Source organism: Ferrimonas marina (assembly GCF_900129905.1).
GTDB classification, from domain to species: Bacteria; Pseudomonadota; Gammaproteobacteria; order Enterobacterales; family Shewanellaceae; genus Ferrimonas; species Ferrimonas marina.
In genome coordinates this window covers 66,636-85,842 of sequence record NZ_FQXG01000011.1, presented here as the reverse complement: position 1 = coordinate 85,842, position 19,207 = coordinate 66,636, and the positions used below count along the sequence as shown (strand labels likewise).

General features: G+C 63.7%; 11 protein-coding genes. 9 read left to right on the top strand and 2 right to left on the bottom strand.

Annotated elements, in window-relative coordinates; translation table 11 throughout:
* From BUC04_RS21605 to arcA, 7 genes are all read left to right on the top strand, one after another.
* On the top strand, window positions 1–405 hold the full coding sequence (locus BUC04_RS21605; RefSeq protein WP_067662326.1) for a hypothetical protein: 405 nt from the start codon (window positions 1–3) through the stop codon (window positions 403–405).
* Window positions 405–941 carry a class I SAM-dependent methyltransferase gene (locus BUC04_RS21600; RefSeq protein WP_067662329.1) on the top strand — a complete coding sequence of 179 codons (537 nt, stop codon included), beginning with the start codon at window positions 405–407 and terminating at the stop codon, window positions 939–941. The genes BUC04_RS21605 and BUC04_RS21600 overlap by 1 nt, the downstream gene beginning before the upstream one ends.
* 18 nt (window positions 942–959) lie before the next feature.
* Window positions 960–1,250 carry a hypothetical protein gene (locus tag BUC04_RS21595; protein ID WP_067662332.1) on the top strand — a complete coding sequence of 97 codons (291 nt, stop codon included), beginning with the start codon at window positions 960–962 and terminating at the stop codon, window positions 1,248–1,250.
* A 59-nt stretch (window positions 1,251–1,309) separates the two neighbouring features.
* On the top strand, window positions 1,310–1,969 hold the full coding sequence (gene rluA / locus BUC04_RS21590) for a bifunctional tRNA pseudouridine(32) synthase/23S rRNA pseudouridine(746) synthase RluA (protein WP_067662335.1): 660 nt from the start codon (window positions 1,310–1,312) through the stop codon (window positions 1,967–1,969).
* A gap of 124 nt (window positions 1,970–2,093) precedes the next feature.
* Complete coding sequence (locus BUC04_RS24110) at window positions 2,094–4,970, top strand: hypothetical protein (protein WP_067662338.1); 2,877 nt, start codon at window positions 2,094–2,096, stop codon at window positions 4,968–4,970.
* A 191-nt stretch (window positions 4,971–5,161) separates the two neighbouring features.
* The gene (locus tag BUC04_RS21580) at window positions 5,162–10,048 is read left to right on the top strand and encodes a S8 family serine peptidase (protein WP_067662341.1); all 4,887 of its coding nucleotides are present in this window, start codon (window positions 5,162–5,164) and stop codon (window positions 10,046–10,048) included.
* 516 nt (window positions 10,049–10,564) lie between these two features.
* Complete coding sequence (gene arcA, locus BUC04_RS21575) at window positions 10,565–11,290, top strand: two-component system response regulator ArcA (RefSeq protein WP_067662344.1); 726 nt, start codon at window positions 10,565–10,567, stop codon at window positions 11,288–11,290.
* Between the two features lie 59 nt (window positions 11,291–11,349).
* Here arcA and BUC04_RS21570 read toward each other — a convergent pair whose 3' ends face one another.
* A complete protein-coding gene (locus BUC04_RS21570; RefSeq protein ID WP_067662347.1) occupies window positions 11,350–11,706 on the bottom strand; it encodes an Hpt domain-containing protein in 357 nt (118 codons plus the stop codon).
* A 221-nt stretch (window positions 11,707–11,927) separates the two neighbouring features.
* On the opposite strand from BUC04_RS21570, the gene BUC04_RS21565 reads away from it, so the two are divergent.
* Both BUC04_RS21565 and folE2 read left to right on the top strand, forming a co-directional pair.
* Window positions 11,928–15,242, top strand: coding sequence for an SPOR domain-containing protein (locus BUC04_RS21565; RefSeq protein ID WP_143165838.1), 3,315 nt, complete (start codon window positions 11,928–11,930; stop codon window positions 15,240–15,242).
* 110 nt (window positions 15,243–15,352) lie between these two features.
* Window positions 15,353–16,282, top strand: coding sequence for a GTP cyclohydrolase FolE2 (folE2, locus tag BUC04_RS21560; protein ID WP_067662353.1), 930 nt, complete (start codon window positions 15,353–15,355; stop codon window positions 16,280–16,282).
* A 60-nt stretch (window positions 16,283–16,342) separates the two neighbouring features.
* Here folE2 and glnE read toward each other — a convergent pair whose 3' ends face one another.
* Window positions 16,343–19,195 carry a bifunctional [glutamate--ammonia ligase]-adenylyl-L-tyrosine phosphorylase/[glutamate--ammonia-ligase] adenylyltransferase gene (gene glnE / locus BUC04_RS21555; protein ID WP_067662356.1) on the bottom strand — a complete coding sequence of 951 codons (2,853 nt, stop codon included), beginning with the start codon at window positions 19,193–19,195 and terminating at the stop codon, window positions 16,343–16,345.
* Window positions 19,196–19,207: the final 12 nt, after the last annotated feature.

Sequence of the window (19,207 nt, the reverse complement as noted above, 5' to 3'; positions counted from 1 at the left end):
ATGAAATCGACCGTAACCGACGCCCAATTTTTCCGCCTGCGCATGGGCAAAACCGCCCTGCGCGCGCTGCATGTCCTGGGCGTTGCCGGCGCCAGTGCCGGCTTTTTGTTTGGCCTGGATATCGAGTTATGGCGCAGCTGGTGGATCCTGGGGATGGCCACCGGGGTAGCGCTGACCGGCTGGGAGGTGTGGCGCTCACCGCTCTACCTGGTGCAACTCAAAGGGGTGTTCACCATGGTGAAGGTGCTGCTACTGGCGCTCTGTTACCCCTTCCCACAATTTAGCCCGATGCTGTTTGCCGCCATCATGCTGCTGTCGGTGTTCATCGCCCACGGCCCCTCCCAGTTCCGCCACTACTCTATCTGGCACCGACGCATCCTACGAGGCCAGGAGATCAAGGGCTGATGCACGGCACCGGCCAGCCCAGCCCCCTGCTGACGCTGGCGGCCGAGCCGTTGGCGCAGTGTCCGCCGGGCCCGGTGCTGGACCTGGCCTGCGGGGCCGGTCGCAACGGTCTGGCCCTGGCCCGAGCTGGCCTGCCGGTCTGGTTCGCCGACCGCAATCGCGATGCCCTGGACAAGGTACAGCAACAACTCAACGGTGAAGGGCTCAGCGGCGTGCTTTGGCATCGGGACCTGGAACAGCCCCATCGGCCCGCCCTGGCCGGCAAACGCTTCGCCGCCATCCTGGTTTTTAACTACCTGCACCGCCCCCTGCTGGCAGAACTGACCCAGGCGCTGCTGCCCGGCGGCCTGTTAATCTACGAAACCTTCCTGCGCCAGCAGGCCACCCTGGGGCGACCCCGCAACCCGGACTTCCTGCTAAAACCCGGCGAGCTGCAACAAGCCTTTGCCAGCTGGCAAACAATCCACTACCGTGAGGGAAAGCAGGTTGATCCCGAGCGCTACAGTGCCCAACTGGTGACACGCAAGCCGCTCTGAACCGACAAGGAGTCGTGGATGTTGCAGTGGTACCCCAATCACTTCCGGATCGGCGCCGCCCCGGTGGTGACCATGGCGATGGTGGTGGTGGCCATCATCGGGCGTATGGTGCTGCCCGGTGCCAGTTTCTTTATGTGGCCGCTGTTTGCCAGCCTGCCGCTGGTGCTGGCGTTACACATCTACCTGCTGGTGGACGACAACACCATGAGCCGCCTCGATGCCCTGTTCTATGCCCTGGTTCACCTGCCGCTGGCCTTCGTGATCTGGACCTTCTCGGTGATATACGCCAACGGCGGCAACCTGCTCTGAACCTTGCAACCCTCCCATGGCTCCACTAAAGTGAGCGCCCCTCGCCCACGGAGCCTGTCATGCCTGAGTTTGTCTATAACCCGCCCACGCAACCTTTCCTGTCGGTCCTGTACCAGGACAAGGACATCCTGGTGGTGGACAAACCCAGCGGCCTGCTGTCAGTACCGGGGCGCGACCCGGCCCACCGTGACAGCGTGATGAGCCGGGCACAACAGGAGTACGGCACCGTCTTCGATGTGCATCGACTCGACATGGCCACCTCCGGAGTGATGGTGCTGGCCCTGCGCAAGAACGCCGAGCGAGAACTCAAGCGTCAGTTCCGCGAGCGGGAAACCGCCAAGACCTACCTGGCCCGGGTGTGGGGGCAGCTTGAACAGAGCGAAGGGGAGATCGATCTGCCGCTGATCTGTGACTGGCCCAATCGCCCCAAGCAGATGGTCTGCTATGAAAATGGCAAGCCGTCTCAGACCCGCTACCGCTGCCTGCAACAGGACAGCGACAGCGCCCTGGTGGAGCTGACCCCCATCACCGGTCGTTCCCACCAGTTGCGGGTGCACATGCTGGCCCTGGGACACCCCATCCTGGGTGACAACTTCTATGCTCACCCTGAAGCCCTGGCCGCCGCCGACCGATTGCTGCTGCACGCCCATAAGTTGAGCATTAAGCAGCCCTACAGTGGCGAGCCGCTGCACTTCGAGGCCCCCCAGCCCTTCAGCTGATCCGCTTTCACACCAAAACGGCCCCTTCACCCGCCCCCTTTCTACACTGTGTCGCACTCGCGACCGCTTTCTCGGCCGCTTTCTCGGCCGCTTTTTCGGCCCAGTTAGGGGAAGGGGGGCAGTGATGGGCATTGGATTTATTGGCAGCCAGGCATTCGCCAGCCGCATGAGCCGGGCCCTGCGGGGTATGGGATTGGCTGTAGTTGTTGCGGCAGTCCTGCTTCTGCTGGCCATGGCCGTTGCTCACGCCGATCCCGCGGCCTCGGCAGACTCCTCGCTCCAAAATCACGCCATTGCCCCGCTCGAGCAAGCGCAAAGCGGCCCGACGCCACCGCTGCCACTGGAGGCCTATCGCCGCCATGACAGCCGTTGGTGGGTGGACTGGACTGATGCGCCGGTGGACAGCCCCATCCAGGGCTCGGCACTGGTGCCAGTCAGCATCCTTAAGGGTGAAGGTGAGAGCGACCGTTCCAGCCCCTTTGATGAGGGTGCCAGCGTATCGCCGGATCACTGGCTATCGCTGGAGCAACCCACCCGGCTGCTGTGGCTGTCGGTGGCCAGGATGGAGGGGCTTCGACTCAGGCTCTACCTGGGCCGGGATGACAACGGCGATGGCCTGGCCCAGGCTGAGGAGCTTCGAATAGAAGCCAGTGAGCAGCGGGCCAATGCCATCGAGCTGCACTACCCGGAAACGGGACAGTATTGGGTACTGGCCCGGGTCGAAGGCAGCTACCACGGCAACGCCCCGCCCATTGAACCCTACCAGTTACAGACCGCCGCTATCCCTTTGGCCCCCGAGCCAGGCCAGCAGGGCCAGCTGCAGGGCCAGCTACTCAGTCAATTCGACGATCCCCAACGGCAAGACCTGCTGGTGAGCTGGCAGCATCAGGCCGAACCTGGCGACACCCTGCTTGGCCTGCTGGAGCTCAACCCCGCCAACAGCGATGCTCCCGTCAGCCAACTGGTCACCCTTGATATTCGGCCCTCCGACATACAGCTGAGCCTGGAAAACGATGACAGCACCCCTTTGCAACCGGGTGCGCTGCTGAGCCTACAGCTACAGCTTGAGCCCAGCGACACTTGGCAGCAGAAACAGTACCGGGTGGAGCTGGTGCTGCCGGACATCCTCGAACTGAACCCGGACAGCCTGCCGGAGGGCGTCAGGCTAGAGGGGCAACGACTGCTCATCGACAACCTGACCCAACCCTCACTGCAGGGCGAGCCTCTCTACCGCTATCGCATCAGCAGCAACCGGGAGGATGCGGATTGCCAGCTGCCGGACCTGGGCCAGGGGGGCAATGAAGTTGACCTGCAAAGCCTGATGGGCCTCAACTACGACCCCAGATTCCACGGCGATAATCTGGTGTGGCGCTGGCCGCAGACAGTCACCTTCCTTGGCCGTCGTTACGAGGAGATCCTGATCAGCAGCAACGGTTTTATCGCCTTCAGCGAGCCCCGGCACTACGCGCTCTATCTCAATCAGGAGCTGCCCAGCCCACAAGGCCCCAACAACCTGCTGGCCTTTCTCTGGCGTCACAACTACGTGGTCTACTGGCCCGAAGCGGAAACTGGGCTCACCCTGGCGGCCACCCCTGAGTGGGCCATTATCGAGTTTGATAGGTTCGATACACTCTATGGCTGGGACTGGGGCGAGGCTGCAGATTTGGCGGACATCACCTTGCTGCTGCGACAACAGGCCGGCGAGGGCCCGGAGCTGCTGATCGCCTACGACCAGCACTATCAACACATGGGCTTTCACATGGGCCTGACCATCGGCTACGAGGGCCGCGAGGGCCGCCACGGCGAGAGCTGGTACCACCTGCCCCCCAGTGACTTTGACTACCATGATGGCATCCCGGACCGCACCCCACTGCCCATCGAAGCCGGCCTGCTGCTCTGCTTTGATCAGCAAACCCACCCTGCTCGCTTGGCCCCGCTTAGCTTCGAAGGCCAGATCCGCGCCGATGCCGTAGCGGGAAACTACAACCTCGCCTTGAACTCCTGGCTGATGGGCGATGAGGGAGAGCTCGAGCCCCAGACCGATACAGTGCCGCTGACCATCGGCCCGGGGCTGAACCTGACCATCGATGCTCCCGCCCCCCTGCCTAGCATGGAGGGCAGCGCCATCACCCTGACCGCCAGGGCGGAAGATCCCACCCAGCTGCCCATCGAGTACCGCTGGCGCCAAGCCGGTGGTGGCGCAGTGATGCTGGAGGGAGCCCAGCAGGCAGAGGTGCGCTTCACCCTGCCGGATCTGGTGGAGGACAGCAGCCTCACCCTGGAGGTGACGGCCGAGACCGAGACTCAACGGCAGAGCGCGTCAATCACCCTGCCGGTGGTGGCCAACCAGCCGCCACAGGTGGCGCTCGATGACCAAAGCGTGGTGGCAGGGGAGTCGCTGGTATGGCAAGCCCAGGTCAGTGACCCCGAGGGCGATGCGCTGCAGTTCGACTGGTGGCAAATCACCAATCCTAAACTAGCAATAGCGGTGAATGGCAGCCAGGTCACCCTGCAAACCGACTCGAGCATGGCAGGCCGAGAACACCGTTTCCGCCTGACCGTCGAGGATGGCTTTAACAGCGTGGTGGTGGAGGCCGCCCTGAACATCCTCGCCGAAGAGCCCCCCAGTGACCCACCACCGGAGGATCCCCCCAGTGACCCGCCGCCGGAGGACCCACCCAGCGATCCGCCGCCGGAGGACCCGCCCAACGACCCACCGCCGGAGGATCCCCCCAGTGACCCACCGCCGGAGGACCCGCCCAGCGACCCGCCGCCGGAGGACCCGCCCAGCGATCCGCCGCCTGAGGACCCGCCTAGCGACCCACCGCCGGAGGACCCGCCCAGCGACCCACCGCCTGAGGATCCCCCCAGCGATCCGCCCAGCGATCCGCCCAGCCAGGGCGGCGACAACGGCGGAGCCGGTCTGGCCTGGTGGCTGGGGTTGATGATCGCCTGGCGCCGGTGGAGCGTACCGGCTAATGCGCGAGACGCATCAAGATGAAGAAAATAAGGTAAGCCAACTCAGTGGCTTACCTTTCACTTTCAGCATTTAGCTCTGTGGATTTACAAATTTACCGCCAGATAAACTCGCGCAATGCCCGGACTGGGTATTAACTCATTTCTATTGCCCGATGACATCAGGGCGGCCCTCGAGCGGCATCGAAGGGTTTACATAGACAAGGAAGGGTAGCGATGAAAAAACACGTGGTTTGGGCAGTGTTGGCTGCTGGCTATCTTGCGACCTCCGGCTACAGTGCGGTGAGCGCAGCACCTCAATCTCCTCTACGCGCCGTCTCCTTCAGTCCCAAGCCTGCCAACCTTGCAGTGACATCCCAGGTTGCCAAACGCTTTGTGCCGGATGCCGATGACGATGGCAGCAGCCACCGCTACATCATTCAATTGCAGGAGCCGGCCCTGGCCAGCCACCTCGGCGGCGCCAAGCAAGCATCCAGCCAGAAGGTCGCCCAGGACAGCTTTACCTTTGCCCAAACCCGCCCTCGTGTTGGCCTGGATCTGACCAGTGCCGACAGCCGCAACTACCGCGCCCAACTGCAGGCCAACCAGCAACGCTTCCAACAGCGGGCAGCCCAGCGCCTGGGCAGCCCGATGCGGGTGCTGGCCACCACTCAACTGGCCCTCAATGGCCTGATCGTGGAAGCCACCCAGGACCAGATGATCGCCCTGGCCCGGGAGGGGCAGGTCAAGCGCATCGAGAAGGATAAGCGGCGCCAGCTGCTGACCGACCGTGGCCCAGGCTGGATCGGTGCCGAGCCGGTCTGGCAGGGCAGCGGCACCGACGCTGGCTACCAGGGTGAAGGGGTGACCGTTGGTATCCTCGATTCCGGGGTGGACGTCACCAACCCCGCCTTTGCCGCCGAGAGCGGCGATGGCTACGTTCACACCAATCCCTACGGCAGTGGCGTTTACAAAGGCGACTGCATCGACGCACCCGAGCTGTGTAACGACAAGCTGGTGGGGGTCTACAGCTGGGACACCATCACCGATCTCTACAACGGCCAGGTTCCCGCCGATGGCCGTGACTACAACGGTCACGGCTCCCACACCGCCAGCACCACCGCCGGTAATGTGTTGTTGGATGTGCCGGTGTACAACGCCGATGGCGAGCCCAGCGGCTTCAGCTTCGAGCGGATCTCCGGCGTCGCCCCCCGCGCCAACATCATCAGCTACCAGACCTGTCTGCCCGGCGATGCCGGCGATCCCCTGGCGGGCTGCTTTACCTCGCTGGCTATCCTGGCCGTGGAGGCCGCCATCCAGGATGGCGTCAAGGTACTCAACTACTCGGTCGGCGGTGGCTCCAGTGATCCCTGGAATGACGGCGAATCGGTGGCCTTCCTCAACGCCCGCGCCGCCGGCATCCACGTGGTGACCTCGGCGGGCAACAGCGGCCCCACCCCCGGTACCGTCGGCTCCCCTGGGGATAACCCCTGGCTCACCTCCGTCGCAGCCATGACCCACGACCGCAGCTTCGACGATAAGCTGCTGACCCTCAGCGGCGGCGACAGCAGTGCCCCCAGTGGCATCACCGGCAAGTCCATCACCGGCGCCCTGGCCGCCACCCCGATGCTCTACGCCGGCGACATCCCCAACCCCAACGATCCCAACGGCGACCCGGCCCAGTGCCTACAGCCCTACCCGTCCGGCACCTTCAGCGGCCAGGTGGTGGTGTGTGACCGGGGCAGCATTGCCCGCGTGGCCAAGGGTCAGAACGTCGCCGCCGGCGGCGCCGGCGGCCTGGTGCTGGTCAACCTCCCGGGTGGTGCCGATAACGTGGTGGCCGATGCCCACGTCATCCCGGCCCTGCACATCGATGCCACCTTCGGCCAGACCCTGAAGAGCTGGCTGGCCACCGGCAGCGGCCACACTGCGGCCATGCCGAACACCACTGTCAGCACTGACGCCAGTCAGGGTGATATCGTTGCCGGCTTCAGCTCCCGTGGGCCCAACATCAGCGTGCCCAGCACGCTGTCACCCCACCTGGGTGCCCCCGGTGTCGATATCTACGCCGCCTACGCCTCAGAGACCCCGTTTAAATCCCTGCCCGACGGCAGCCCCTTTGCCTTCCTCAGTGGTACCTCCATGGCCAGCCCCCACGTGGCTGGCTCCCTGGCGCTGATCGCCGGGCTGCGACCGGCCTGGACGCCGGCCCAGGCGCAATCGGCGCTGATGCTCACCGCCAGCGCCAATAACCTCAAAGAGGACGGTGTCAGCAATGCCCTGCCCTTCGACGTCGGGGCCGGGCGGGTGCAGGTCGACCGGGCCGTCAACAGTCCGCTGTTGATGGACATCAGCTTCGAAGAGTACGTCGACGCTAACCCCAGTGAGGGCGGCGACCCCGCCAACCTCAATATGGCGGCCCTGGCGGACAGCGAGTGTGTTGGCAGCTGCAGCTGGACCCGCCGCTTCACCGCCACCACTGCGGGCAGCTTTACCGCCGAAGGGGTGGCCATCACCGAAGGGGTCAGCATTACCATCGAACCCAGCAGCTTCAGCATCAGCCCCGACGATCCGGAGCCGGTGACCCTGACCATCACCGCCGATGTGCTCAATGCGCCGCGGGAGACCTGGGTTAACGGTTACGTCGCCCTGAGCGGCAATGGTGATGAGCTGCGTATGCCGTTGGTGGCCTTCTCCTCCATCGGCAACCTGCCTGAGCAGGTCAATATCCAGGCCTACCGGGATGCCGACAGCATCGTGCTGGCGGACCTGACGGCCATCGCCATTACCGATTTCAGCGTGGACAGCTTTGGCCTGGTGCCGGCCCTGCAGGAGCAGGGCAGCCTGATGGAGGACAGCAACAACAGCGATCCCTTTGACGATCTCGAGGATGGCGTGGTGACCTACCTCTACGCCGTACCCGAGGGCAGCAAGCGCTTCGTTACCGAGATCATCCGCTCGGAAGCTCCGGACATCGACCTGTTTGTCGGCATCGATGCCAATGACGATGGCCAGGCCCAGGCCGAGGAGCTGGTGATGTTGGCCGCCACCGGCAGTGCCCTGGAGCGGATTGAGATCCCCGAGCCCGCCGCGGGCAACTACTGGGTGCTGGTGCAGAACTGGCTTAGCTCCGCAGATGGCGCCGAGGACGAGTTTACCCTCTCTACCGGTGTGGTCAGCGGCGACCCCTCCACCAACCTGTCGGTGGAGGCCCCCAGCGACATCGGTGATACCGAGACCTTCGATCTGCGCATCCTCTGGGATACCGAAATGGACCAGGGCGAGCGCTTCTACGGCGCCCTGGAGCTGGCCACCGATCCCGCCAGCCCCGGCAACCTGGGTCTGATGCGCATCGACCTCACCCGCGGTGAGGACGACGTGCAGCTGACCACCGTGCTACCGGAGAGCCAGGTGCTGGATCCGGGCCAGAGCTTCGAGTACGAGTTAAACCTGCGCGCCAACCAATCCAGCGAGCCGATCGATTACGACGTCAGCGTGACCCTGCCCGCTCCCGTGACGGTGGATCCCGCCACCTTGCCGGAGGGGGCCTCGGTCTCAGGTCAAACCATCAGCTTCGCCCCCATCACCCTGATGGGGCTGGCGGGAGAGCCGGTGTATCGCTACCAGATGACCAGCAACGCCGATGATCCCAGCTGTACCTTGCCGGACCTGGGACAAGGCGAGGGCTACATCGATCTGCTGACCGTGGCCAACCTGAGAACCGATCCCAACCTGTCCGGCGATACCGTCAGCTGGGCCTGGGATCGCAGCCACACCTTCCTGGGTGAGCAGTACCAGACGCTCTACTTCAACGACGACGGCTTTATCGGCTTCAGCGACGACTTCAGTGGCGTGCCCTGGGTCAACCAGAAGCTGCCGGATACTACCGCGCCGAACCAGCTGCTTGCCTTCCTCTGGCGTGACGGCCTGATCGAATATGATCTGGACAGCAACAGCGGTGTGACCCTGGCGGTGGCCGATGACCTGTCGCTGATCGAGTACGACAACCTGGTGACCTTCTTTGCCAATACCGATGCCCAGGCCGCCGATATGGCCGACGTAGAGATCCTGCTGCGCAGCGTAGGAGACGGGCCGGAGATCATGGTTGCCTTTGATAACGTGGTGCACGACTTTGGCTCCATCCTGGGTGCCACCATCGGCTACGAAGACGCGCTGGGGCAGTTTGGCGACAACTTCCTGTTCCACGCCTTTGATAACCCCATTGGCGCCATCGGTGAGCTGGAAACCCAGATCCAGTCCGGCACCATCCTCTGCTTCGACCAAGTCACCAACCCCAATGCCCAGGAGCCGATCCGCTTCAGTGCCACCCTGGCCAACGATGTCGCCGACGGTGTCTACTTCGCCACCCTGAGCTCAGACAGCAGTGCCCCGGGTACCCGGTTGGAGAGCAACGAACGCGCCGCCCCCATCAGCGTCGGCGCGGTGCCCATGGTCACCATTGACCAGGGCAGCCAGCTGACGGTGATGGAGCAGGGCAGCCTGACCCTGACCGGCCAGGCGGAGGATCGCAGTGGCCAGCCGCTGAGCTACCGCTGGCGCCAGTTGACCGGCCCGCTGGTGAGCATTGCCAACGAAGACCAGCCCGAAACCCAGGTGCAGCTGCCCATCGTCGAACAGGATGCTACCGTGACCCTGCAACTGGAGGTGAGCAACGGGGCGGCCAGTGGCTTTGCCAACATCGACCTGCTGGTGCAAAACAACCAGGCACCGCGGATTGAGCTGAGCAACGCCACCGTCGAGGCCAGCCAGAGCGTCACCCTGGTGGCCACTGTGACCGACCCTGAGCAGGACCCGATGTCCTTCTCCTGGTTGCAGCAAGGCGGACCGAGCGCCGCCGTTCAGGCCGATGGTGCCTCGCTGACCGTCACCGCACCGGACGACAGCCAGGGCCAGACCCTGGGCTTCCTGTTGACGGTCAGCGACGGCTTTAACGAGGTGAGTCAATCGGTGGAGGTCACCGTGGCCGACAGCAACAGCCCCAGCCCGAGCAGCGGGGGCGATGACACTCCGACGGCCGACAGTGGAGGCGACTCCGGTGGCGGTAGCCTCAGCTGGTGGTTGTTGGCCCTGCTCGCCATCCTGACCGGTCGACGCCGTCTTTAGAAAGCACGCCGCGTGCCATTTCCCCTGGCACGCGGCAGGTATTTCCCGGATGTGCCACACTTTATAGTGGTGAAATGTCGTCCATCACGGCATTTTTGCCAGTGTCGATCACAAGTTAAAACAAGTCTTTACAACAAAAATGACTTAGCACTAAATGCTACGTAGAATGCGGCGCCATAGAAGGGTTAAAGGATTGAACCCGCCACGAGCGCTCGGTGGAGATGAAGTCAGATAACCGAGTTCTGAGTCTCACTCAACAATGTGATCCCCATAGCATTTTTGGCGGTCCGTTAACATTTTTTGGATAACTGTTGAGCGATTTTGGGTATTTTGTTCTCCCGTTGGAGTCGGACGTCATTTCGTGCGACCAAACTGTTGGAACTGTGCAGCCAAATCGTGGCAGTAATACACCGAGGCTGAATGTGGCATCAAAAAGGACTTTGCCTATGCTTAACGGCGCATCCATCGATGCCTGCGCCATAAAATTGTGTTGAACAGCGATTTTTAGGTAGCCAAATGCAAAATCCGCACATCCTCATTGTCGAAGACGAGGCCGTAACCAGTAATACCCTGAAGAGCATCTTTGAAGCTGAAGGGTACCAAGTCACCGTTGCCGTTGATGGCGAAGAGATGCACACCGCGCTGAAAACCAGCAAGGTGAATCTGGTGATCATGGACATCAACCTGCCGGGCAAGAATGGCCTGCTGCTGGCCCGTGAACTCCGTGAAAAGGACGACATCGCCCTGATCTTCCTCACCGGCCGTGATAACGAGGTGGACAAGATCCTGGGTCTGGAGATCGGTGCTGACGACTACATCACCAAGCCCTTCAACCCCCGTGAGCTGACCATCCGCGCTCGCAACCTGCTGAACCGCATTGTTAATGCTGCCAAGCAGAGCGAAGAGAAGCCGCAGGTGGAGTTCTACCACTTCAACCACTGGACCCTGGAGATCAACAGCCGTTCTCTGATCAGCCCGGTTGGCGAACCCTTCAAACTGCCGCGCTCCGAATTCCGTGCGCTGCTGCACTTTGTTGAGAACCCCGGCAAGATCCTGTCCCGTGCAGACCTGCTTATGAAGATGACCGGTCGTGAGCTCAAGCCGCACGATCGCACCGTGGACGTGACCATCCGTCGCATCCGCAAGCACTTCGAAAGCCACCCGGAGACTCCGGAGATCATCGCCACCATCCACGGCGAAGGTTACCGCTTCTGTGGTGCCCTGGGTAACGAAGCCCAGTAAGTGTGCCAAACAAAAAAGGGACCGCATCGCGGTCCCTTTTTTTGTTTCTGCAGCCCGGTTCAGCTGCGCTCATTCAGATAGGCCTTGAGGCTTTCCACGTCGGCCATCATATGCTGCTCAATCTGGGCAAACCACTGGGCATGCTCCGCTGGCCACTGCGGCTCATCACCACATTGCAGCTTTTGTGACAGCTCCTGGATCCGTTTCAGACCCACCGAGCCGGCAGCCCCTTTGAGCTTATGGGCCTCGCTGGTGATCACCGCTTTATCGCCAGCGGCCATCCCCTTGGCCACCGCCGCGACGTAATCCGGGGCCATCTGCTCAAACAGCACCACCGATTTCATCAGGGTTTGCGCACCGATGGCGGCGATGTATTGGTCCAGGGTCAGTACGTCCAGGTGGGCCGAATCAGGCATTGAGGGTTCTCCAGCTATGGGGTTGCGTTACCCATATCATACGAACTTTTGCGCCGACTTCAAAAGCGCTGTTCGGTCACTGCTTAGCCAAACATTTAATGATAAGCTAGCGCGCTCATTAAGAACCATTAACCAATCGAATCAAAAGAATGCGAGCTGTCACCTTAGCAGTAACGGGTGCGCTGATCGGCACGATGCCGGCCCACGCGGTAGAAGTGCCCTTGTCCGCAGACCATCTGCAGACCTTTACCCTGCACAGTCAGGGCCAGCAACTTCCCCAAACCCTGGTGGTATACCGCCATGGTGATCGCCACCTGGTGCCGCTGCAGGCCCTGAGTGCGGCCGTCGGCCTGGAGATCCGGGTAGACCCGGCCAGCGCCAGCGCCAGTGGCTGGATCGGCGGTGAGAACAGCAACTTTCTTTTGGACATCGAAGCGGATGAAGCCCGCCGTGGCTTTGACCGCTTCGACATCGATCCGGACCTGCCCTGGGGCCGGGACGGCGCCGATCTCTACCTCGACGCCGAACTGCTGCAAACCGTGTTGCCGCTGGGACTGAGTTTCAACAGCCAGTCCAGCCGCCTCGGCGTCACCAGCACCTATCCGCTGCCGGTGCTGGATGCCATCGCCCGCGAACGGGCCCACGAGGCTAGCCTGGGTCAGCAGCAGAACTTCCACAGCGGCGGCCTCGATCCTATCCACCCCCACGACTACCAGGATGTCTCCGCCCCCTCGGTGCTGGGCTTCGTCAACAGCGCCGTCATCGGCGATGACCTGCTGACCCAGGACTATCGCCTCGGGGTGATCAGCAACGGCGACCTGGCCGGCCAGAGCTACGAGTTCAACTACACCAAGCTGGCCAAGGAGCGCAGCGAATACCGTCTGCGCTTCTCCCGCGACCTGGGCGACATCAGCGAATCCCTGCCCTTCTCCCTGGGACAATACCAGGCCGGTGACATCAGCTACTTTGGCGACAACCTGATCAGCGGCAACCGCGAGGGCCTCGGCTTCCAGATCGGCCACGGCAAGCAGGACCGCTTCGGCGTCACCACCCTGGAGGGCAACGCGCCGCCGGATTGGCAGGTGCACCTCTACCGCAACGGCGTGCTGCTGGCCTTCACCCAGGCCAAAAACTCCGGCCGCTACCAGTTTACCGACGTCACCCTGCTGGAAGGCACCAACGTCTTCGAGCTGCACCTGTACGGCAACAACGGCGAGCACCATGTCCGCCGCCAGACCGTGGACAATAGCCGCAGCCTGCGCCAGGGCCAGTTCAGTTACAACTTCATGTACCTGGACAACACCCGCTTCGCCTTCAACGAGCGCAGCGAGGAGGAGGTGTCTGAGCTGGGCGCCCAGCGCCAGGTGGGCATCCGGGCCAACTATGGCCTCACCGATTTCCTCGATATCGGTGTCAGCTACCAGCAGCAGAAGCTGGAACAGGACGACTGGGGCCTGGTGACCTACGACCCCATCAACTTCTTCGGCGTTCAGCTGGGCGCCAATATCTGGGGCAACCGGCTGCAGCTGGAGATGGTCAGCGATGACGACAACAACCAGGCCTACTTCGCCGGCCTCAGTCGTCGTCTCGGTGCCAACCACCAGTTCCGCCTGACCCACCGCCACAACGACGAGCTGCAGAACGATCTCACCGAGCAGGAGGAGATCCCGCTGCGCAACGAGTCTGAGCTGTGGCTGGAGGGCCAGACCTGGCGCCTGGGTGGCTGGCAGTATGCCTTTGGTGGTGCCTACCGTGAGCCGGAGGGCTACCAAGACAGCTACGGGGCGTTTGAGAACCGACTCTCCACCCAGTGGGGCCCGGTCCACTTTACCCACAACTACTACTACGACGCCCAGTATGACGACCGGCTGGAGCGGCAAAGCGGCCAGGTGCTGCTGACCACCAGCGGCAACGACTGGAGCCTGTCGAGCCAGTGGGACTACCAGTTTGGCCAGGGGGTGACCGAGATGGAAACCCGTATGCGCTGGCGCCCCTGGTACGGGATCTACAACCAGACTCTGCTCTGGTACGCCGATCCCGAAGACAAGAAAAGCCGGGTGGGCTTTGGCCACGAGGTGGCCTACCGCTACCGCTGGCTGACCGTCGGCCTGCAGGGTGGCATCGACACCCGGGGCAACTGGCAGGTCAACACCACCGCCACCTTTGCCATCAACCACCAGGACAACCGCGACCAGCTCGATCTCGCCGCAGTGCGACCGCAGCAGGCCGACGTCAAGGTGCGGGTGTTCGTCGACGGCAACAACAACGGCCGCTTCGACCGAACCGATCAGCCCCTGGCCGGGGTCAGCATCGACACCGCCCCCTCCTGGCCACGGGAAGCCAGTGACGATCTCGGTGAGGTGATGCTGCGCCAGGTGCCGGCCCAAACCCGCTACCTGATCGACGTGGACAGCCGCATGCTGCCCAGCGGCCTGGTGCTGCGCGACGGCCCGGTGGAGATCATGCCGCTGGCCGGTCAGCTTAACGAGGTGGAGCTGGCCCTGGTTCGGCTTAGCCAGATCCAGGGGCAACTGACCACAGATCAGGGTGTGCCCCTGCCGGAGCTGGCCCTGACCCTGACCGATCTGGAGAAGCGGCCGGTCACCCAACTCAGCAGTGACAGCGAGGGGCGCTTCCGCTTCGACGCCAAGCCGGGCAACTACTACCTCGCCTTCAACGGCCGCCAGCTGCGCAGCCTGGGGCTGAGCAGCACGGTGCCGGTCTACCCGATCAACGTCGGCAGTGACGGCAAGGGCCGCAGCAACTGGACCATCGAGCTGGCCGCCGAGGTCAGCAGCCCGTTCCATCCCGCCAACGCCAGTGCCCAGCTCGGTGGCAGCCTGGTGGAGCAGGAAGCGATGGAGGAGCTGGCGCGGCCGGAACCCAGCCTGCCGGCCAACGTCACCCGTGCCGCTGCCCTGCCCGCGGTGGTACCGGCCCTGGCACGGATGAGTGACAGCGATTACGTGTTGCAGCTGGCCGCCAGCCGGGATCCCTTTGACCTGGCCGCGCTGAAACGCCGCTACCCGGGCCAGTCGCTGTTCCAGATCACCGCCATGCGTGGCGGCAAGCCGATGAACCTGCTGTTGGCGGGCCAGTATCCGAGCCGGCGCTCCGCCCAGCTTGGCGCCCGTAGCCTGCCCGCCAGTCTCAGCAACGGCGAGCCTATGGTGCGTCGGGTGGCGGATCTGAAGCGCGAGAGCATCAGCCCAGCCAAGCCCAACAGCGCCGCAGTCGCCCCCGCGGCAGCGGCGACCGCGCCCAAACCCGCCGAGGCAGCCAAAGCCAGTGGGTTAGAGGCGCTGAACGACAACCAGCTGGTGTGGCAGCTGGCCGCCACCCGCTCCGAGAGCAGTGCCAAGGCGGTGCTGCGTCAGCACAAACTCAGTGATAACAGCTACATTCTGTTCAAGGATGGCTGGTACCAGGTGTTGTGGGGTGGCTTCGACAACCGCCAGCAGGCGCACCAGGCGCTGGAGGCCCTGGACAAGGCCCCACAAAACCCATGGTTGCGTCCGGTCCGCGCGCTGCGGTAGAGTGCGCGGCATTTCCGATTGGGTCAATTGGTGTGACCCCAATCACCCCGTGGTATAATCCGCGTCCAATTGAAGTATCAGGGTAGCGACCTATGACAGAGAACCCCTCAATGCCCGCCCACATGCCGGACGTGGCCAGCAGCGCCAAAGCGGCCGTCAGTGGCACCCTGGATTGGGTAGGCATGAGCGAGATCGAGATGCCCCTGACCGTGGTGGCGGACAACGACACGCCGCGCCAGGTTAGTGCCCGGGTGGAAGCCTTTGTGAACCTGCCGAAGGCGCACGCCAAGGGGATCCACATGTCCCGCCTCTACCTGGCGCTGGACAAGCTTTCGCTGGAGCAGCCGCTGAGCCTGCAGAGCGTCAAGGGCCTGCTCGAGGAGTTCATCCGCAGCCACGACGACCTGTCCGATCGCGCCCACGTGCGCTTCCAGTTCGACTACCACCTGCGTCGTCCGGCACTGCTGTCGGGCAACGAGGGCTGGCGCAACTACCCCATCGCCCTCACCGGCCGCCTGGAACAGGGCAAGCTGGAGCTGGAGCTGGAGGTGGAAGTGGCCTACTCCTCTACCTGTCCCTGCTCTGCGGCGCTGGCGCGCCAGCTGATCCAGGAGGCGTTCGAGCACCATTTCCACGGTGAAGAGCAGGTGGACAGCGAGGTGGTTCGCCGCTGGCTTGGCACCACCGCCGGCGTGGTCGCCACCCCACACAGCCAACGCTCCCTGGCCCAGGTTAAGGTGCGCCTGTCTGAGCAGCTCGATGCCCTGCCCATCGTCAGTCTGGTGGACGCCATCGAGGACGCCCTCAAGACTCCGGTGCAGGCCGCGGTGAAGCGGGAAGACGAGCAGGAGTTTGCCCGCCTTAACGGTCAAAACCTGATGTTCGTCGAAGACGCTGCCCGTCGCCTCAAGTTCGCCCTGGAGGAACAGCCGGAGCTGCTGGACTTCTGGCTGCGGGTCAACCACCTGGAGAGCCTGCACGCCCACGATGCGGTGGCGGTGGCCACCAAGGGGCTGGAGGACGGCTACCAGCCGCGCTGAGTTACCAAGCACCTACAAAAAAGGGGAAGCCATCGGCTTCCCCTTTTTGCTGGTCTTCCCTCAGCCCTCGCTCAGCAGCAGCTCCTGCCACAACTGGGCCACGGCGTCGCAACGCTGGGGCCGCTCGGCCATGGGGATGGGGCCGCTGTCACCGGCCAGCACCCGGTGGTGGTTGGTGTTGCGCAGGTCGATGTAGGTCTGGATCAGCAGATCCGCCTGGTTGGGCTCCAGCTTGTCCGCCATCAGCGCCGATTCCAGGATCCGCACATTATCGGACCAGGTCGCCAGGCTCGACGCCTCCCGGGCATAAGCCAGCACCAGGTACTGGGTGATGAACTCGATGTCGGTGATCCCGCCCAGCCCCTGCTTCATGTCGAACCGCTCGGCATTGCCCTTATCCAGGTGGTCGCGCATCTTGGCGCGCATGGTCACTACCTGCTCGCGCAGCTCAGCCGGGTCGCGGCTGCGACACAGCACCTGGCGACGCAGACGGCCGAATCGGCCCGCCAGGGCGTCGTCGCCGTAGATACAGCGGGCCCGCACCAGCGCCTGGTGCTCCCAGGTCCAGGCATCCTCCTGCTGGTAGCGCTCAAAGCCCTCGATCGGGCTCACCAAAAGGCCGCTGCTGCCGGAGGGGCGCAGCCGCATATCCACCTCATACAGCACCCCTGAGGGGGTGCGGGTAGCAAACAGGTGCAGGATCCGTTGGGCCAGCTTGATGTAGAAGTGGCCATTGTCGATGGGCTTGGGTCCATTGGTTTCCCCGGCCAGGCCCTGGTGCAGGAACACCAGGTCCAGATCAGAACCGTAGCCCAGCTCCAGGCCACCGAGCTTGCCGTAGGCAATGACGGCAAAACCGCGCTGGTCCTGCTCCAACCCGGCAGGGACGCCGTGGCGCTGGCTGATCTGCTGCCAGGCCAGGTCCACCGCCTTCTCAACAATCGCCTCCGCCAACCAGGAGAGGTGGTCGCTCACCTTCATAACCGGCAACACTCGAGTCACGTCGGCGGCGGCAATACGCAACTGCTGGGCCTGCTTGAACTGACGCAGTGCCTCCATCTGCTGCTCCAGATCCTCCTCCGGCACCCGCAGCATAAACTCGCGCAGCTCAGCACCGTAGCCATCGGCGGGCAGCGGCTGGTACAGGGCCACCGGATCGATCAACTCGTCCAGCAGGATCGGATAGCGCGCCAGCTGTTCGGTGATCCAAGGGCTGGCGGCGCACAGGGTAATCAGCTGGCGTCGGGCCCCCTCCTTCTCCAGCAACAGCTCCAGGTAGGTAGTACGGGTGAGGATCGGCGTCAGCACGCTCTCCAGCCGCGTCCACAGCATCAGCGACTGGCCCTGGCGGGCCAGCTCCTGCAACAGGTAGGGCACCAGCTTATCCAGGGTCTCACGCCCACGGGGGCCGATGCGACGCTTAGCGAACTCGGCCCGGGCCTGCTGCAGCCGAGGCCAGAGCTCGGGGTCCAAGCCCTGCTCCTCCAGCAGCTGTGGCCCATCCAGGGTGCCGCTGTCGTCCTGCCACAGCAGTGGCAGTGGACCCAGGTCCTGCTCCTCACCGGGGGCATCGCCCACGGTGTCACGAAACACCCGGTGGATCCCGGCCATCGCCTCGGCGATACCCTGCCACAGCGCCTCGGCACTGTCATAGCCCATCGCCAATGCCAGCCGCAGCCGATCCGACTCGTCATCCGGCAGTCGCTGGGTTTGCTTGTCCCCTTGTGCCTGCAGGCGGTTCTCCACCTCCCGCAGCAACCGATAGCCGGACTCCAGTGCCTGGCGGTCGACGTGACTGATCAGGCCAAGCCGGTCCAGCTCCGCCAGCGCCGGCAGCAGCGCCGGCCCGCGCAGGCCCGGCTCGCGGCCGCCACGGATCAGCTGGTGGCTCTGCACCACAAACTCCACCTCGCGGATCCCGCCGGGACCGAGCTTGATGTTGTCCGCTACCGCCTGGCGCCGCAGCTGGGTCTCGATCAGCTGCTTCATCCGCCGCAGGGCGTCGATGGCGGAGTAATCCAGGTAGCGCCGGTACACAAAGGGGCGCAGCAGCTGATCCAGCTGGGCCTGCTGGCCCGCCAGCGGCGCCATCAGCCGGGCCTTGACCATGGCGTAGCGCTCCCACTCCCGCCCCTGCTCCTGGTAGTAGTCCTCCATCGCTGCCATGGAGATCACCAAGGGGCCGGCCTCGCCAAAGGGGCGCAGGCGCATATCGACCCGGTAGCAGAAGCCCTCCACCGTGGTTTGCGACAGCAGGTTGATCAGCTTCTGGCCCAGGCGAATAAAGTACTGCTGGTTATCCAGCTCCCGTCGACCGCCCTGGGTCTGGCCATGCTCCGGATAACAGAAGATAAGGTCGATGTCGGAGGAGAAGTTCAGCTCGCCACCGCCAAGCTTGCCCATACCGAGGATCATCAGGCTTTGCTCCTGCCCCTCGGCACTGAAGGGACGACCCCACTGGGGAGCCTGCAGCGTGACCAGGAAATCGCGGGTGGCCCCAATGCAGGCCTCCGCCAATCGCGACAGGTGATGCAGTGACTCGTCCAGGCTGGCCAGCCCCAGCAGATCGCGGGCGGCGATGTGGCACATCTCGGCATTGCGAAAGCGTCGCAGGGTCGCACTGGCACTGGCCTCGTCGGCACATTGCCCCAGCAACTGGCTCAGCGCCGCGTCATAGCCCTGCGCTCGCTCGGCCTGGTACAGCGCTTTATCAACGAACAGGTGCTGCAGCAGCGCCGGATCCCGGGCCAGCACCTGGCCGGCAAACTCCGACAAAGCCAGCACCGCCTGCAGCGCACTGCGCTCCGGAGCCGCCAGGGCCTCCAGTAACTCACTATCCAATCGTTCCTGCAGCCGCTGAGCCTGTTGTTGTAGGCTTGGGCTGAGCTTGCTCTCTGTCGCTAAGCTGTTCATCTGTGATCCATC

Excerpts from the sequence above, each read along its gene's own strand:
- BUC04_RS21570 (WP_067662347.1), bottom strand. The coding sequence starts at position 11,706 with ATGCCTGATTCGGCCCACCTGGACGTACTGACCCTGGACCAATACATC.
- BUC04_RS21595 (WP_067662332.1), top strand. The coding sequence starts at position 960 with ATGTTGCAGTGGTACCCCAATCACTTCCGGATCGGCGCCGCCCCGGTG.
- rluA (WP_067662335.1), top strand. The coding sequence starts at position 1,310 with ATGCCTGAGTTTGTCTATAACCCGCCCACGCAACCTTTCCTGTCGGTC.
- BUC04_RS21580 (WP_067662341.1), top strand. The coding sequence starts at position 5,162 with ATGAAAAAACACGTGGTTTGGGCAGTGTTGGCTGCTGGCTATCTTGCG.
- glnE (WP_067662356.1), bottom strand. The coding sequence starts at position 19,195 with ATGAACAGCTTAGCGACAGAGAGCAAGCTCAGCCCAAGCCTACAACAA.
- BUC04_RS21600 (WP_067662329.1), top strand. The coding sequence starts at position 405 with ATGCACGGCACCGGCCAGCCCAGCCCCCTGCTGACGCTGGCGGCCGAG.
- BUC04_RS21605 (WP_067662326.1), top strand. The coding sequence starts at position 1 with ATGAAATCGACCGTAACCGACGCCCAATTTTTCCGCCTGCGCATGGGC.
- arcA (WP_067662344.1), top strand. The coding sequence starts at position 10,565 with ATGCAAAATCCGCACATCCTCATTGTCGAAGACGAGGCCGTAACCAGT.
- folE2 (WP_067662353.1), top strand. The coding sequence starts at position 15,353 with ATGCCCGCCCACATGCCGGACGTGGCCAGCAGCGCCAAAGCGGCCGTC.
- BUC04_RS24110 (WP_067662338.1), top strand. The coding sequence starts at position 2,094 with ATGGGCATTGGATTTATTGGCAGCCAGGCATTCGCCAGCCGCATGAGC.